Annotated in this window: 13 protein-coding genes and 1 pseudogene; 8 read left to right on the top strand and 6 right to left on the bottom strand. The window is 72.4% G+C overall.

Annotated features, from left to right (window positions below; all coding sequences use genetic code 11):
• Positions 1–69: 69 nt before the first annotated feature.
• On the bottom strand, positions 70–279 hold the full coding sequence (locus tag ACNF49_RS15385) for a heavy-metal-associated domain-containing protein (RefSeq protein ID WP_352329364.1): 210 nt from the start codon (positions 277–279) through the stop codon (positions 70–72).
• 149 nt (positions 280–428) lie between these two features.
• Between ACNF49_RS15385 and ACNF49_RS15380 the strand changes: the two genes are divergently transcribed.
• The 7 genes from ACNF49_RS15380 (at position 429) to ACNF49_RS15350 (ending at position 8,091) form a co-directional block, all read left to right on the top strand.
• A complete protein-coding gene (locus ACNF49_RS15380) occupies positions 429–1,571 on the top strand; it encodes an NAD(P)/FAD-dependent oxidoreductase (RefSeq protein WP_357972369.1) in 1,143 nt (380 codons plus the stop codon).
• 26 nt (positions 1,572–1,597) lie between these two features.
• Positions 1,598–1,972: a BlaI/MecI/CopY family transcriptional regulator gene (locus tag ACNF49_RS15375; RefSeq protein WP_357972372.1), complete on the top strand. Its 375-nt coding sequence runs from the start codon at positions 1,598–1,600 to the stop codon at positions 1,970–1,972.
• Positions 1,969–2,919 (top strand): M56 family metallopeptidase, encoded by a 951-nt coding sequence (locus tag ACNF49_RS15370; protein ID WP_358002588.1) that lies wholly within the window; start codon positions 1,969–1,971, stop codon positions 2,917–2,919. The genes ACNF49_RS15375 and ACNF49_RS15370 overlap by 4 nt, the downstream gene beginning before the upstream one ends.
• A 515-nt stretch (positions 2,920–3,434) precedes the next feature.
• Complete coding sequence (locus ACNF49_RS15365) at positions 3,435–4,040, top strand: DUF4396 domain-containing protein (RefSeq protein ID WP_482944121.1); 606 nt, start codon at positions 3,435–3,437, stop codon at positions 4,038–4,040.
• A 912-nt stretch (positions 4,041–4,952) separates the two neighbouring features.
• Positions 4,953–6,389, top strand: a complete 1,437-nt coding sequence (locus ACNF49_RS15360; RefSeq protein ID WP_357972381.1) for an MFS transporter — start codon at positions 4,953–4,955, stop codon at positions 6,387–6,389.
• A 32-nt stretch (positions 6,390–6,421) separates the two neighbouring features.
• Positions 6,422–6,910 carry a universal stress protein gene (locus ACNF49_RS15355; protein WP_352356013.1) on the top strand — a complete coding sequence of 163 codons (489 nt, stop codon included), beginning with the start codon at positions 6,422–6,424 and terminating at the stop codon, positions 6,908–6,910.
• A 233-nt stretch (positions 6,911–7,143) separates the two neighbouring features.
• Complete coding sequence (locus ACNF49_RS15350) at positions 7,144–8,091, top strand: C40 family peptidase (protein ID WP_357972384.1); 948 nt, start codon at positions 7,144–7,146, stop codon at positions 8,089–8,091.
• Here the strand turns inward: ACNF49_RS15350 and ACNF49_RS15345 are convergent.
• The 5 genes and pseudogenes from ACNF49_RS15345 to ACNF49_RS15325 form a co-directional block, all read right to left on the bottom strand.
• Positions 8,052–9,146 carry a MalY/PatB family protein gene (locus ACNF49_RS15345; protein ID WP_482944120.1) on the bottom strand — a complete coding sequence of 365 codons (1,095 nt, stop codon included), beginning with the start codon at positions 9,144–9,146 and terminating at the stop codon, positions 8,052–8,054. The genes ACNF49_RS15350 and ACNF49_RS15345 overlap by 40 nt on opposite strands.
• Before the next feature lie 129 nt (positions 9,147–9,275).
• Positions 9,276–11,515 (bottom strand): annotated as a pseudogene (locus tag ACNF49_RS15340) (heavy metal translocating P-type ATPase).
• A gap of 27 nt (positions 11,516–11,542) precedes the next feature.
• Positions 11,543–12,526, bottom strand: coding sequence for a DUF8832 domain-containing protein (locus ACNF49_RS15335; protein ID WP_482944119.1), 984 nt, complete (start codon positions 12,524–12,526; stop codon positions 11,543–11,545).
• Positions 12,523–12,735: a heavy-metal-associated domain-containing protein gene (locus ACNF49_RS15330; protein ID WP_357972396.1), complete on the bottom strand. Its 213-nt coding sequence runs from the start codon at positions 12,733–12,735 to the stop codon at positions 12,523–12,525. The genes ACNF49_RS15335 and ACNF49_RS15330 overlap by 4 nt, the downstream gene beginning before the upstream one ends.
• Before the next feature lie 22 nt (positions 12,736–12,757).
• Positions 12,758–13,039 (bottom strand): metal-sensitive transcriptional regulator, encoded by a 282-nt coding sequence (locus tag ACNF49_RS15325; protein ID WP_357972399.1) that lies wholly within the window; start codon positions 13,037–13,039, stop codon positions 12,758–12,760.
• Positions 13,040–13,153: 114 nt separating this feature from the next.
• Between ACNF49_RS15325 and ACNF49_RS15320 the strand changes: the two genes are divergently transcribed.
• Positions 13,154–13,735: an HD domain-containing protein gene (locus tag ACNF49_RS15320; protein WP_357972402.1), complete on the top strand. Its 582-nt coding sequence runs from the start codon at positions 13,154–13,156 to the stop codon at positions 13,733–13,735.
• The last annotated feature ends 32 nt before the right edge of the window (positions 13,736–13,767 follow it).

Below are 13,767 nucleotides of genomic sequence, written 5' to 3'. Positions count from 1 at the left end.
GGGATCAGCCCCGGACATGCCGAAGCGGCGCCGGGGTCGGCCCGGCGCCGCTTCGGTGGTCTCGCCGGCTCAGCCGGCCACCAGCTCGTAGCCCGCCTCTTCGACGACGTCCCTGATCTTCGCGTCGTCGAGGGCGTCGGTCGAGGTGACGGTCACCTGCCCCGTGGCCAGCTCGACGTCGACCGAGGAGACCCCGGCGACCTTGCCGATCTCGGTCTTGACGGTGCCCGCGCAGCCGCCGCAGGTCATTCCGGACACCGTGTAGGTCTTCGTGCTCATCGCCTCGCTCCTCTCGTAATACCCCGGCCGGGTATGTCGAAGAGAACGTACGCCCGATCTTCCGGAAAGGCAAGCCATACGGCGGTGGGGTATATGAGACGCGCGTCACATTGCCTCACCTATACCCCCACCCGGTATCGTTGTCCCGCATGAGAACCCTTGACAAGATCGTTGTGGTCGGCGCCTCGCTGGCGGGGCTGCGGGCCGTCCAGACCCTGCGCCGGGAGGGCTTCGACGGCGTGCTCACGCTGGTCGGCGCGGAGGCGCACGTGCCGTACAACCGGCCGCCGCTGTCCAAGAGTGTCCTGCGCGGCGACGAGGACGTCACGCTCCCCGGCGCGGAGGAGCTCGGTGACGACTGGCTGCGCGGCAGGCAGGCCGTCCGCCTGGACGCCACGAGCCGCACGGTCGTCCTCGACGACGGCGCCGAGCTCGGCTACGACGGCCTGGTCGTCGCGAGCGGCGCCCGTCCCAGGCGGCTCGACGGCGTGCACACCCTGCGCACCCTCGAGGACGCCCTGGCCCTGCGCGCCGAACTGGAGTCCGGCCACGAGCACGTGCTGGTCATCGGCGGCGGGTTCATCGGGGGCGAGGTGGCGACCACGGCCAGGCAGCTCGGCCGCAAGGTCACCCTGGTCGACTCCGGCCCGCACCCCATGCACGCGGGCCTCGGCGCCGAGGCGGCGCGCTGGCTGGCCGGGCACCACGAGCGCAACGGCGTCGAACTCGTCACCGGCGTCCGTGTCACCGAGGTGACCGGCGGTCAGGTGCGGCTCGGCGACGGCCGCGTTCTCTCCGCCGACCTGGTCGTCGGCGGCATGGGCGTGACGCCCAACACCGAATGGCTGGCGGGCAGCGGCCTGGCCGTGGACGACGGCGTGCTGTGCGAGCCGACGCTGTACGCCGCCGGCTCGGTGAACGTCGTCGCGGCGGGCGACGTGGCCCGCTGGCCGCACCGTCTGTACGGCGACGCCCTGATCCGCGTCGAGCACTGGTCCAACGCCAACGAGCAGGGCGCGGTGGCCGCCCGCAACCTGCTGGCCGGGCCCGACGAGGCGCAGCCGTTCGCGGACGTGCCCAACTTCGCCACCCACGTGCACGGCGCCCGCATCCAGACGGCCGGGCTGCCCCATCTGGCCGACGAGGCGCGCGTCGTCGCCGGCGACCCGGAGGAGGACCGCTTCGCCGTGGCCTTCGCCCGTGAGGGCGTGCTGGTGGGCGCGGTCGCCGTCAACGCGCCGAAGGACCTGATCAGGCTCAAGCGGTCCATCGCCGCGGGCGAGGCGCTCTGACTACGACCGCGGGTAGCATGACCGGCATGATGCGTGGCCTTGGCGAGCTCGAATCCACGATCATGGACTGGATGTGGGCCAGGCGGCGTCCCGCCTCCGTCCGCGACGTCTTCGAAGACCTCAAGCAGCGGCGGACCATCGCCTACACCACGGTCATGACCGTGATGGACAAGCTGCACACCAAGGGCATGCTCCGGCGCGAGGCCGTCGGCCGCGCCTACGTCTACGAACCGGTCGCCTCCAAGGAGGCCTACACCGCCGACCTGATGCGCCGCGCGCTCGCGGGCAGCGGCAACCAGGCCGCCACCCTCGTGCACTTCCTCGAACGGCTCACCCCCGAGGAGGCCGCGGCGCTGGAGGCGGCCCTGCAGGTCTACCCGCACCGGGGCCGGCCCGCATGATCGCCGCCGTCGTCCTGGCCTGTTACACGGTGGTGGCGGCCCTCTGGCTGCCCGTGCTGGGGCAGCGGGCCGCGAAATGGTCCGACCGGGCGCCGCGGCTGGCGATCGCGCTGTGGCAGGCGGGGGCGGCGTCCGTGGTCGCCTCGGCCGTGCTGGCCGCGCTGGCCTTCGCCGTGCCGGCCGAGATCGTGGGCCACGGGCTGGCGGGGTTGTTCGAGGCGTGCGCCGACATGCTGGGCGACGGCTCGGGCGTGTCCCGGGTGGGGTTCGCGGCCATGCTGGCGGCCGGCGCGGTCCTGGCCAGGGTGCTCTGGTGCGGCGGGACGGTGCTGGTGAAAGCCGCCGTGGAGCGTCGCCGGCACGCCGCCATGTTGCGGCTGCTCGGGCGGCGCGACGCCGAGCTGGGCGTGGTGGTGATCGACTACGACGAGCGGCTGGCGTACTGCGTGCCGGGCCGGCGCGCGCAGACGGTCATCACCACGAGCGCGCTGCGGGCCCTGACCCCGGAGCAGATCGCCGCCGTGCTGGAGCACGAGCGGGCGCACCTGCGCGGCCGTCATCATCTGGTGCTGGCCGGGGCCGAGGCCCTGGTGCGGGCCTTCCCCAGGGTGCCGCTGTTCGAGCGGGCCAGGACCGAGATCGCCCGGCTGGTCGAGCTGCTCGCCGACGACGTCGCGGCCCGCCGCCACCCGCGCGCCCAGATCGCCGCGGCGCTGGTGAGCCTGGCCACCGGGCGCGCGCCCGCGTTCACGCTCGGGGCGGGCGGGGAGACGGCGCTCAGCCGCGTACGCCGGCTGCTCGGCCCCGAGGAACCGCTCGGCCGCCGCGAACGGCTGACCGGGCTGCTGGCGGTCAGCGCGCTGCTCGGCGGGCCCGCGGCGGTGGCGCTGGCGCCGGGGGTCGGCTCGTTCCTGGCCCACCACTGCCACTCACTGCTGTCCCTCTGACCTACTACTTTCCTTAGTTTCGGACGGCCGTCAGGCGACGCCCCACCGCGGCCAGTGCTGCACGGCACCCGCGAACGGTCGCACCGCCATGGCCGCGGCGGTGGCGGCCTTTCTCCATGCAGAGCATCGTCGCCGCGACGGCCCCCGGCCCGGCCGACCGCGTCGAGCAGCGTGACGAATGCCTGGACGAACAGCTCCGTGGAGCCACAGGGCACGGTCCAGCGCAGCCACCACGCCACCGTGCCCTCGACTGTTCATGCCCGCCCGAACGGGGGCGGGCTGTTCCTGAGACGGATCCGCGCAGGCCGTGAGGATCGGACGGCGTCGGGGCCATGCCCGCGCCCTGCACGCCAACAGGGATAGCTACTATGCAGAATAGTAGGATGGTCCGTCCGTGCGAAGCCGATTCCCGACCTCTCTCTTCGCCTACACGCCGCCGGCAGGAGGCTCACCTCCCTCTTTACCGGCATACCCCATACCCCTAAACTCGGTCACCCCACCTAAGGAGTATCACCATGGACCATAGTGGACATCACCCTCCCTCCTCCTCGTCCGAGCAACATCACGCCGCTCCGCCCGCCGCCACGTGGGCCATGGCCGCCCAGGCGACCCTGCACTGCCTGACCGGGTGCGCGATCGGCGAAGTGCTCGGCATGGTGATCGGCACCGCGGTCGGCCTGTCCAACCTCGCCACCGTGATCCTCTCGGTGGCGCTGGCCTTCGTGTTCGGTTACGCGCTGACCATGCGCGGCGTCCTGCGCGCCGGGCTGGACTTCAAGGCGGCGCTGAAGGTGGCGCTGGCCGCCGACACCATCTCGATCGCGGTGATGGAGGTGCTGGACAACACCGTGATGGTGACCGTGCCGGGCGCCATGGACGCCGGGCTGGCCAACTGGCTGTTCTGGGTGGCGCTGGCCGGGTCGCTGCTGGTGGCGTTCCTGCTGACGACGCCGGTGAACAAGTGGCTGATCTCCCGCGGCAAGGGCCACGCCGTGATCCACCAGTACCACCAGGGCCACGGCGACCACGGCGACCACGGCGGCCACGGCGGCCACGGCGGCCACGGCGGCCACCAAGGTCATGAGGACCACCAAGGTCACCAGGGCCACCACGGCCACTGACCGGCCGTCGCCCCAGGCACGACATGAGCCGACCCGCCGCCGTCCGCGATCACCCAGGGATCCCGGACGAGAGGCGGGCCCGCTCGCGGACACCCGTCCCGCCGCCATGAGCGGGCCTCTCCCGCCACCGCAAGGGCCGCCTCTCGACGCCGAGCCCGCAGAACACAACGCCCCCGGCTCGCCCGGCTCGCGGCCATGAGCCGGATTTCCTGGCGCCACCACGGGCGGTCCCCGTCCCCGACCAGGAGAGCGCGACATCCCGCCCCTCGCGACACGCAGCCCACACACCCGGCTTCCCGGCACTCAAAGCCCCCAGCCCCCCTGGACGCTTCTCCGCATACCCCTCGCCCGCACACCCCGCCCCCTGACCCGTCCCACATACCCCCACCCCGCATACTGCGCGCATACCCACGCCATCCGACACGCCCAAGGCCGCGGCCCCGTACTGCGTCCCGCACACCTGGCCCTCTTGCGCGTCACGCACCCCCCACACCGCATACGGCGCGACCTGCCCTGCACACCCCCGCGTCCCGACACGCCCCGCACACAGCCGACCGGTGACGTGTCCCACATACCCCCGCCCCGCATGCCGCGCGACTAGTCCCGCGCAACCCCGCCCCGACACGCCCCCCGCCGCGGCTCCGTGACGCGTCACCCCGCCCTCCGACGCGTCGCCATAGAGCCCCGGAGCTGCGGGTATGCGACAGTCGCCCGGCCGCCGGGAGGAATCGGCAGCGCACGTGGACCGGCCGTTCCGCGGTGTCGCTGATGCGATCTTCGGCGCGCGGACTTGACAGATACCCCCCGGTGTATGTATGTTCATCGCCAGATACCCCCTACCGGTATTTCCGAGGAACCCAAAGACCCGCCCGCATCCCCCACCGGGGTACGGCGTAGTGCTGGAGAATGCTCATGTCCGCACCATCCCCCCGGCGATGGACCGCCCTGGCCCTGATCGCCACGGCCCAGTTCATCGTCATCATGGACACGTCGATCATCGGCGTGGCCCTCCCCCGCATCCAGGAAGACCTCGGCTTCTCGCAGGAGAACCTGTCGTGGGTCTTCAACGCCTACGTCGTCGCCTTCGGCGGGCTCCTGCTGCTCGGCGGCCGGCTCTCGGACCTGTTCGGCGCACGCAAGCTGTTCAGCGCCGGCTGGCTCATCCTGCTCGCCGGCTCGCTCGTCGCCGGCATCGCCCCCGAGGTGTGGGTCGAGCTCACCGGACGTGCCGTCCAGGGCGTCGGCGCGGCCCTGATCGCCCCGTCCGCGCTGACCCTGCTGATGATGCTGTTCGGCCACGACCCCAAGGAGCTCACCAAGGCCCTCGCCCTGTACGGCGCGGCCGCCCCGGCGGGCGGCACCGCGGGCGTGTTCCTCGGCGGCGTCATCACCGAGTACCTGAGCTGGCCCTGGGTCTTCTACATCAACATCCCGATCGCGCTCGTCGCACTCTTCGCCACCCGCCCGCTGATGCCCGCCGGCCAGTCCCAGCGCGGCTCCATCGACATCCTCGGCGCGCTGACCGTCACCGCCGGTCTGGGCGCGGCCGTCTACGCCATCGTCCGGGCACCCGAGGTCGGCTGGGGCTCCGCCCAGACCTGGGGCGTGCTGGCCGCCGCGATCGCGCTGCTCATCGCCTTCCTCGCGATCCAGGCCCGCCGCCGCGAGCCGCTGATGAGGCTGTCGATCTTCCGTACGCCGAACCTCGCCGCCGCCAACCTGACCCAGCTCCTGCTCGGCGGGGCCTGGATCCCGATGTGGTTCTTCCTGAACCTGTACCTGCAGCAGGTCCTCGGCTACAGCGCCTTCCCCAGCGGCGCGGCCCTGGTGCCGATGACCGTCCTCATCATGCTCGGCATGATCGTCCTGGCGCCGCGCGCCATCAACCGGTTCGGCCCCAAGGCCGTCACGGTGGCCGGCCTCGTCCTGCTCGCCGTCGGGATGGGCTGGCTGTCGCTGATCAGCCCCGAGGGCAGCTTCGCGGTCGACGTCCTGCCCGCCAGCCTGGTGGCCGCGCTCGGCATGTCGCTGGCCTTCATTCCCTCGCTCGGCACCGCCATCTCCTCCGCCCGTCCCGAGGAGGGCGGCCTGGCCTCCGGCATCGTCAACACCAGCTACCAGGTCGGCTCGGCACTCGGACTGGCCGCCATGACGGCCGTCGCCGCCGCCAACGGCGCCGCCCAGCTCGGGAACCTGCCCGCGCTGACCGACGGCTTCTCCTCGGCCTTCGTGGGAGCCGCCGGGATCGCGGTCGCCGGCGCCCTGATCGCCGCGCTGACGCTCCGCTCGCGGGGCGCCGCACCCGCCGAGGCCGCCGACACCGCCGAGACCGCCGCCACCCGCGGCTGACCTCGACGCTCACAGCTCCGAAGGAGATCCCCATGTCCATCCTCATCGCCTACGACGGTTCACCCGACGCCCGCCACGCCGTCGAGGAGGCCGCCCGGCTGTTCCCCGGCGCGTCCGCGGTGGTGCTGTACGCCCGTCAGCCACTGGAGAGCCTCGCCGCCCACCTCGAAGGGCATCCCGCCCTGGAGGACCTGCGGGACATCGACGCCAGGACCATGGACGCCTCGGAACGGCTGGCCGCCGAGGGCGCCGACCTCGCCCGCTCCCTCGGGCTGCGGGCCGAGCCGCGGGTCGCCTCGGTCCCGGAGGAGGTCGTCGCCGCTGCCATCGTCGACGCCGCCGAGGAGGTCGACGCCTCGCTGATCGTCCTGGGCTCCCGCGGGCGGCAAGGGCTGCGGGCGCTGCTGTCGGGCAGCACGTCCACCCACGTCATGCACGCCACCGCGCGGCCCACGCTGATCGTCCCGTCCAAGCCGCTGGCCGACGCCCGTCGCGCCGCCGAGCACCGCGCGGCCCGCTGAGGTCGTCGAGAAACGCCCGGCTCCCACCGGAGCCGGGCGTTTCGGCGTTCCGGTGAACGCGCCGAACGCGGCGTGCGTATCCCCCAACGAGCCGGAACGACGGCCTGTTACGCCGGATAGTACCGGCGAAATGCCAACAAGCAGGGCGAACTTCTGTAATATTCCGCCTCAGGCATGGAGGCGTACGAGGAGGCATCGTAGTGGTCGTGGCGACGAGGCTGAGGCGAGCGGCAGTGGCCGTGACACTTGCGGCGGTCGCGGCGGTCTCCATCCCGGGCGTCGCCTCGGCCGATCCGTCGCCCGCCAAGGCCAGGGCCAGGCTGGTGAAGCTGAACGAACGCGCCGACGAGGTGGTCGAGCAGTACAACCAGGCCACCGAGGCGCACAAGAAGGCCAAGCAGAAGTACGACGCGCTCAACGCCGAGGTCGCGCGCAAGAACGCCCAGGCGGACGGGTTACGCAAAGACCTCGTCTCGGCGGTGGTCAGCGACTACCAGTCGGGCCCGCTCACGACTTGGGGCCGCTTCGTCGCCGACGGCACCCCCGACGAGGTCCTGAGCGGCATGGCCGCCCTGGAACAGATCTCCCGGGCCAGGGCGGCGAAACTGGCCGCGTTCCAGGCGACGACCAAGGACCTGCGCGCCCGGCGCGACGAGGCCCGGACCGTCCTCGCCGAGGCCGACGCGGCGCGCGACAAGGTGCGGGCGGAGAAGGCGAAGGTCGACAAGCTGGTCGAGGCGCAGACGAAGCTCCTGCGCAGGCTGGGCGCCTTCCGGGCCGGCGATCCGAACAGCGCCGGCATCAGGTACACCGGCTCGGCCTCCGGAAACGCCCGCCAGGCGTTGCAGTTCGCCTTCGCCCAGGTCGGCAAGCCCTACCAGTACGGCGCCGAGGGCCCGAACTCCTTCGACTGCTCCGGCCTCACCCAGGCCGCCTGGCGCACCGCCGGGGTCGAGCTGCCCCGCACCACCTGGACGCAATGGGCCTGGGGCGCGAGCAGACGCGTTTCGCTCGACGCGTTGCAGCCCGGCGACCTGCTCTTCAGCAAGGGGCTCGGGCACATGGGCATGTACGCCGGCAACGGAAAGATGGTCCACGCGCCCCAGACCGGGGACGTCGTCAAGGTGGTCGACCTCGACGACTACTGGCGCACCCGGCTGCTCGGGGCGGTCCGCCCCTGACCGGCGACGGCGGCGGCCATCCGCTCGACGGCCTCGGCGACCCGGGCCGGTGAGGTGGCGAAGTTGAGCCGGACGAACCCGCACCCCTCCGGCCCGAACCGCAGCCCGGACGACAGGCCGACCCTGCCCTCGTCGAGGAACACCTGGGCGGGGTCGTCGCCCAGGCCCAGCGACCGGCAGTCGAGCCAGGCGACATAGCCGCCCTGCGGCGGGTGGTGGCCGACGCCGGGCAGCAGGACGGCCAGCCGGTCGACGAGCAGCCGCCGGTTGCCGTCGAGGGCGGTGATCACGTGCTCGAGCCAGGGAAGGCCGTGGGTGAAGGCGGCCTCGGAGGCGAGCACGCCGAACAGCCCGGCCCCTTCGCTGACCGTCTCGTGGATCGCCGCCACGTCGGCGCGGGCGTCCGGCCCTGGGACCGCCAGCGCGGCCTTGAGCCCGGCCACGTTCCAGGCCTTGGACGCCGAGACGAAGGCGACGGAACGCGCCGCCGCCGGGTGGTCCAGGGACGGGAACGGCACGTGCCGGTGGCCCGGATAGGTGAGGGGCGCAAGGATCTCGTCGGTGACGACGCGTACGTCATGGCGGTCGGCCAGCACGGCGACCTGGGTCAGCTCCTCGCGGCTGAGCACCAGGCCGGTGGGGTTGTGCGGGTTGCACAGCAGGTACGCCCGCGCGCCCGAGGCGAAGCCGTGCTCCAGCCGGTCCAGGTCGAGGCGGTGCCCGCCGGGCCCGTGGGCCAGCGGGCTGGTGACCACCCGGCGGCCGATGCGTTCGAGCCAGGAGAAGGCGGGCGGGTGGCCGGGGGTGTTGACGACGACGCGGTCCCCGGGTTCGGTGACGATCCGGAGGACCTCCACGATGCCGGACATGATGTCCGGGACCAGTCGTGCCGTGGAGGGGTCGGGGCGCCAGCCGTAGCGGCGCGCCGCGAACCCGGCGAAGGCCGCGGGGAGGCGGCCGGGGAGCGCGTATCCGGTGTCGCCGCGGGTGACGGCCGTCGTCAGCGCGTCGACGACGGGCCCGGCGAGCGGGGTGTCCATCTCGGCGATGCGCATGGGCAGGACGTCCGGCGGGTGTCGCTCCTTTCGGGTGCCGGAGCGGCGGCGCTCCGGCCGGGGACGCGAAAGGGGCTCCGAGCGTCGCGCTCGGAGCCCTCTTCGCGGATGTTCAACTGTGGCGGTTGTTCACTTGAAGCGGCGCAGCCGCAGGCTGTTGCTGACCACGAACACGCTGGAGAAGGCCATCGCGGCCCCCGCGATCATCGGGTTGAGCAGGCCGAGCGCGGCCAGCGGCAGGGCGGCCACGTTGTAGGCGAAGGCCCAGAACAGGTTGCCCTTGATCGTGCCGAGCGTCCGGCGGGAGAGCCTGATCGCGTCGGCGGCCACCCTCAGGTCGCCGCGCACCAGGGTCAGGTCGGACGCCTCGATCGCGGCGTCGGTGCCGGTGCCCATGGCCAGGCCCAGGTCGGCCTGGGCGAGCGCGGCCGCGTCGTTGACGCCGTCGCCGACCATCGCCACGACCTTGCCCTCGCCCTGGAGCTCCTTGACGACGTCGACCTTGTCGGCGGGCAGCACCTCGGCGATCACCTCCTCGATGCCGACCTCGGCGGCCACCGTCTTCGCCACGGCCTCGTTGTCGCCGGTCAGCAGGACCGGGGTGAGACCGAGCGCCCGGAGCTGCTGGATGGCCTCCTTGCTGGTGGGCTTGATCACGTCGGCGACCACCAGCACCGCGCGGGCCTTGCCGTCCCAGCCGACCGCCACGGCGGTCCTGCCGCCCGCCTGGGCGGCGTGCAGAGCGCGTTCCAGGTCGGACGACAGGTGCTGGGACCACTCCTCCAGCAGCCTCGGCCGGCCGACCAGGACCGCGTGCCCCTCGACGATGCCCTGGACGCCGAGACCCTCGACGTTCGCGAAGTCCTCGGGGGTGGGCAGGTCGCCGACGCGGGCGGCGGCGCCCTTGGCGATGGCCTGGGCGATCGGGTGCTCGGAGGCGTGCTCCAGAGCGCCCGCCAGGCGCAGCACCTCGGCCTCGTCCTCGCCCTCGGCCGGTGCACGCCGGTGAGCGTCATCCTGCCCTCGGTGACGGTGCCCGTCTTGTCGAGCACCACCGTGTCGATGCGGCGGGTGGACTCCAGCACCTCCGGGCCCTTGATCAGGATGCCGAGCTGCGCGCCCCGGCCGGTGCCGACCAGCAGCGCCGTCGGGGTGGCCAGGCCGAGCGCGCACGGGCAGGCGATGATCAGCACGGCCACGGCGGCGGTGAAGGCCGCGCCGACGCCGTCGCCGGTGCCGAGCCAGAAGCCCAGCGTGCCCAGGGCCAGCGCGATCACGATCGGGACGAAGATGCCCGACACGCGGTCGGCCAGCCGCTGCACCTGCGCCTTGCCCGTCTGGGCGTCCTCGACCAGCTTGGCCATCTGGGCGAGCTGCGTGTCGGCCCCGACCCGGGTGGCGCGGACGACCAGCCGGCCGCCCGCGTTCACGGTCGCGCCGGTGACGGTGTCGCCGGGACGCACCTCGACGGGCACGGACTCGCCGGTCAGCATCGAGGCGTCGACCGCGGAGGTGCCCTCCTCGATCACGCCGTCCGTGGCGATCTTCTCGCCGGGCCGCACGACGAACCGGTCGCCCACGGCCAGCCGGTCGCTGGGGATGCGGGTCTCCACGCCGTCGCGCAGCACCGCGACGTCCTTGGCGCCCAGTTCGAGCAGGGCGCGCAGGGCGGCGCCCGCCCGCCGCTTGGAGCGGGCCTCGAAGTAGCGACCGGCCAGGATGAACGCGGTCACCCCCGCCGCGGCCTCCAGGTAGATGTTGCCCGACCCGTCGGTACGCTCGATCGTGAACGCGAAGGGGTGGGTCATGCCCGGCGTGCCCGCCGTGCCGAAGAACAGCGCCCACAGCGACCAGCCGAGCGCGGCGATGGTGCCGACCGAGATCAGCGTGTCCATCGTGGCGGCGCCGTGGCGCAGGTTCGTCCAGGCGGCCTTGTGGAAGGGCCAGCCGGCGTAGACCACGACCGGCGCGGTGAGCACCAGCGACATCCACTGCCAGTTCGTGAACTGCAACGGCGGGATCATCGCCATCGCGATCACCGGCACCGCCAGCACCACCGAAGTGATCAGCCGGCTGCGCAACGGCCGCAGCTCGTCCTCCGGCTCCTGCTCGCCCGGCTCGCCCTCGGTCCTGGGCGGCGCGGGCAGGGCGGCGGTGTAGCCGGCCGCCTCCACCTGGGCGATCAGCTGCTGCGGATCGACGCCTTCGGGGAAGGTGACCTTCGCCTTCTCGGTGGCGTAGTTGACCGTGGCGGTCACGCCGTCCATCTTGTTGAGCTTGCGCTCGATGCGGTTGGCGCACGAGGCGCAGGTCATGCCGCCGATCGAGAGTTCGACCGCGTTCTGCCGGTCATCGGTGACAGAGGTCATCACCGTTCCCCTTTCCCAGTGGCTTTCTCAGTGGCTGTGGTTGCCGTGCCCGGCGGGCGTCGGCGACGCGTCGGGGGTGGCGGGCCTCGGCCCGGCGGCAAGCGTGAAGTCGGCGGTACGGACCTCGCCCTCGTGCTGGAAGTCCAGGAACAGGCGGTAGTCGCCGCCGCTCGGCACCTCGGCGTAGAAGACGATCTCGGGGCCCGGCTGCGTCCTGCCGTCGCCCGGCTCGCCGTCGGGGTGGACGTGCAGGTAGGCCAGGTCACGGGCGCGGAGGGCGACCAGGTGGCCGAAGGCGCCGAGGTAGGGCTGCAGGTCGGTGACCGGCTTGCCGTCCTTGCTGACCTTGAGGGTGAGCTTGCTGGCCTGGCCCGGCGTCAGGTCGCCGTCGAGGGTGACCTCGTAGCCGTCGACCTTCGATGTGCGGCCGGTCTCCGGCAGCGGCTTGGGCTGGTAGTCGCCCGCCACGGCCAAGTCGGCGCCCAGCGTCAGGGCCTCGCCGCCGGTCGGCGCGAAGTCGGCGAAGGCCCGGTAGCCGCCCGCCTCGGGGAAGGTGACCTTGACCGACCAGATGCCGTCGGCCGACATCTCCGGATGGACGTGCTGGAAGCTGCCCAGGTCTCGGGAGACCACGATGAAGTGCAGCTTCTTGTCGTGCTGGACCTGGTAGTCGGTGACCGGGCGGCCGTCGGGGCCGGTCACGGAGAAGCGGAAGTCGGCGGGCTCACCGGGCTTGATCGACGTGGTGAGCGGGTTGAGGGTGTAACCGTTCTCGGACACTTGGAGCCCCCCGGGGGTATCGTTCGTCTTCGTCGTCGTCTGCTGGGCTGTGTGCTGGTTGTGGCCCGCGCTCTGCGTGGTCTCCGTGGTCTCCGTGGTGGCCGTCATGGCGCTGTGGTCGGCGGCGGGAGCGGCCCCGACCGGGCCCACGGCCTTGCCGACGCCCAGGGCGCCGCCGAAGACGACGGCCAGCCCCAGGGCGTAGGAGCCGAGCTTGGCTACGGTGTTCACGACTGGTTCGCCACTTCGTACCCGGCCTCCTCGACGGCGGCGACGATCTTCGCCGCCTCGATCGGGCTGTCACTCTCGACGGTCAGCAGGCCGGAGGCCAGATCGACCTCGACGCCGGTCACTCCGGCGACCTCGCCGACCTCTTCCTTGACCGAACTGACGCAGTGGCCGCAGGTCATGCCCTTGACGGTGTAGGTGGTGGTGCTCATATCGGTCTCTCCTTCAATCCGGTCAGGAACGAACAAGTCTGGCGATGGCGTCGGAGGCTTCCTTGACCTTGGCCTCGGCCTCCGGGCCGCCCTTCGAGGTGGCCTCGGCGACGCAGTGGGCCAGATGGTCCTCCAGCAACGACAGGGAGAACGACTTCAAGGCGCTGGTCGCGGCCGACACCTGGGTCAGGATGTCGATGCAGTACTTGTCGTCCTCGACCATGCGCTGCAGGCCCCGGACCTGCCCCTCGATGCGGCGCAACCGCATCCCTTGGTCCTGCTTGTTACTGCCGTGTCCAGCCATGCCAGCCCTCCCTCGGCTCGTTGCCGTTGAAGACACTATACCCCCCTATGGTATCCAGAAGGCAAGTGGCGGCCCCTGCGACGAGATCCGGCGGCCGGATGAGAGGCTGGCGGCATGTTCCCGGAGACTCCCGCCGCCGCGGCGGCGCTGTCGGTGGCCGGCCGTTACTGCTCGCCCGCGCTGCTCAACCACTGCGTCCGCGCCTACCTGTGGGGAGCGATGTACGGCGCGGCCCACGGCATCGCCTTCGACGACGAGCTCTACTACGTCTCGGCGCTGCTCCACGACATGGGGCTGACCGAGCCCTTCGACAGCCACCGGCTGCCGTTCGAGGAGGCGGGCGGGCAGCTCGCCTGGGTGTTCGGCACGGCGGCCGGCTGGCCGGCGGAGCGGGCCGAGCGGGCCACCGAGATCATCAGGCTGCACATGCGCGCCGACGTGTCCGCCGCCGCCGACCCCGAGGCCCACCTGCTGCAGGTCGCCACGAGCTGGGACGTGGTCGGGCGGCGGCCCGAGGAGTTCGCGCCGGACGCCAGGGCGGAGCTGCTCGCCCGCTACCCCAGGCTGGGCTTCGGCGCCGAGTTTCTGGCGTGTTTCCAGGATCAGGCCAGGCGCAAGCCGGACAGCGCCGCCGCGGCGTCGGTCCGTAACGACGCCGCGGGGCGGATCGCCGCCAACCCTCTGGACGCCGTCTGACCCGAGCCCCGGCGACTGGCCCGAGCCGCGCC

The organism is Actinomadura sp. ATCC 39365 (assembly GCF_054392275.1).
The sequence above is the reverse complement of the archived record's forward strand: the minus strand, read 5'-3'. Positions and strand labels throughout refer to the sequence as shown.

Coding starts and splice junctions, on each gene's coding strand:
- ACNF49_RS15330 (WP_357972396.1), bottom strand. CDS start 12,735: ATGAGCACCACCACCTACACCGTCAAGGGCATGACCTGCGGCCACTGC.
- ACNF49_RS15385 (WP_352329364.1), bottom strand. CDS start 279: ATGAGCACGAAGACCTACACGGTGTCCGGAATGACCTGCGGCGGCTGC.
- ACNF49_RS15380 (WP_357972369.1), top strand. CDS start 429: ATGAGAACCCTTGACAAGATCGTTGTGGTCGGCGCCTCGCTGGCGGGG.
- ACNF49_RS15355 (WP_352356013.1), top strand. CDS start 6,422: ATGTCCATCCTCATCGCCTACGACGGTTCACCCGACGCCCGCCACGCC.
- ACNF49_RS15325 (WP_357972399.1), bottom strand. CDS start 13,039: ATGGCTGGACACGGCAGTAACAAGCAGGACCAAGGGATGCGGTTGCGC.
- ACNF49_RS15345 (WP_482944120.1), bottom strand. CDS start 9,146: ATGCGCATCGCCGAGATGGACACCCCGCTCGCCGGGCCCGTCGTCGAC.
- ACNF49_RS15365 (WP_482944121.1), top strand. CDS start 3,435: ATGGACCATAGTGGACATCACCCTCCCTCCTCCTCGTCCGAGCAACAT.
- ACNF49_RS15375 (WP_357972372.1), top strand. CDS start 1,598: ATGATGCGTGGCCTTGGCGAGCTCGAATCCACGATCATGGACTGGATG.
- ACNF49_RS15320 (WP_357972402.1), top strand. CDS start 13,154: ATGTTCCCGGAGACTCCCGCCGCCGCGGCGGCGCTGTCGGTGGCCGGC.
- ACNF49_RS15360 (WP_357972381.1), top strand. CDS start 4,953: ATGTCCGCACCATCCCCCCGGCGATGGACCGCCCTGGCCCTGATCGCC.
- ACNF49_RS15370 (WP_358002588.1), top strand. CDS start 1,969: ATGATCGCCGCCGTCGTCCTGGCCTGTTACACGGTGGTGGCGGCCCTC.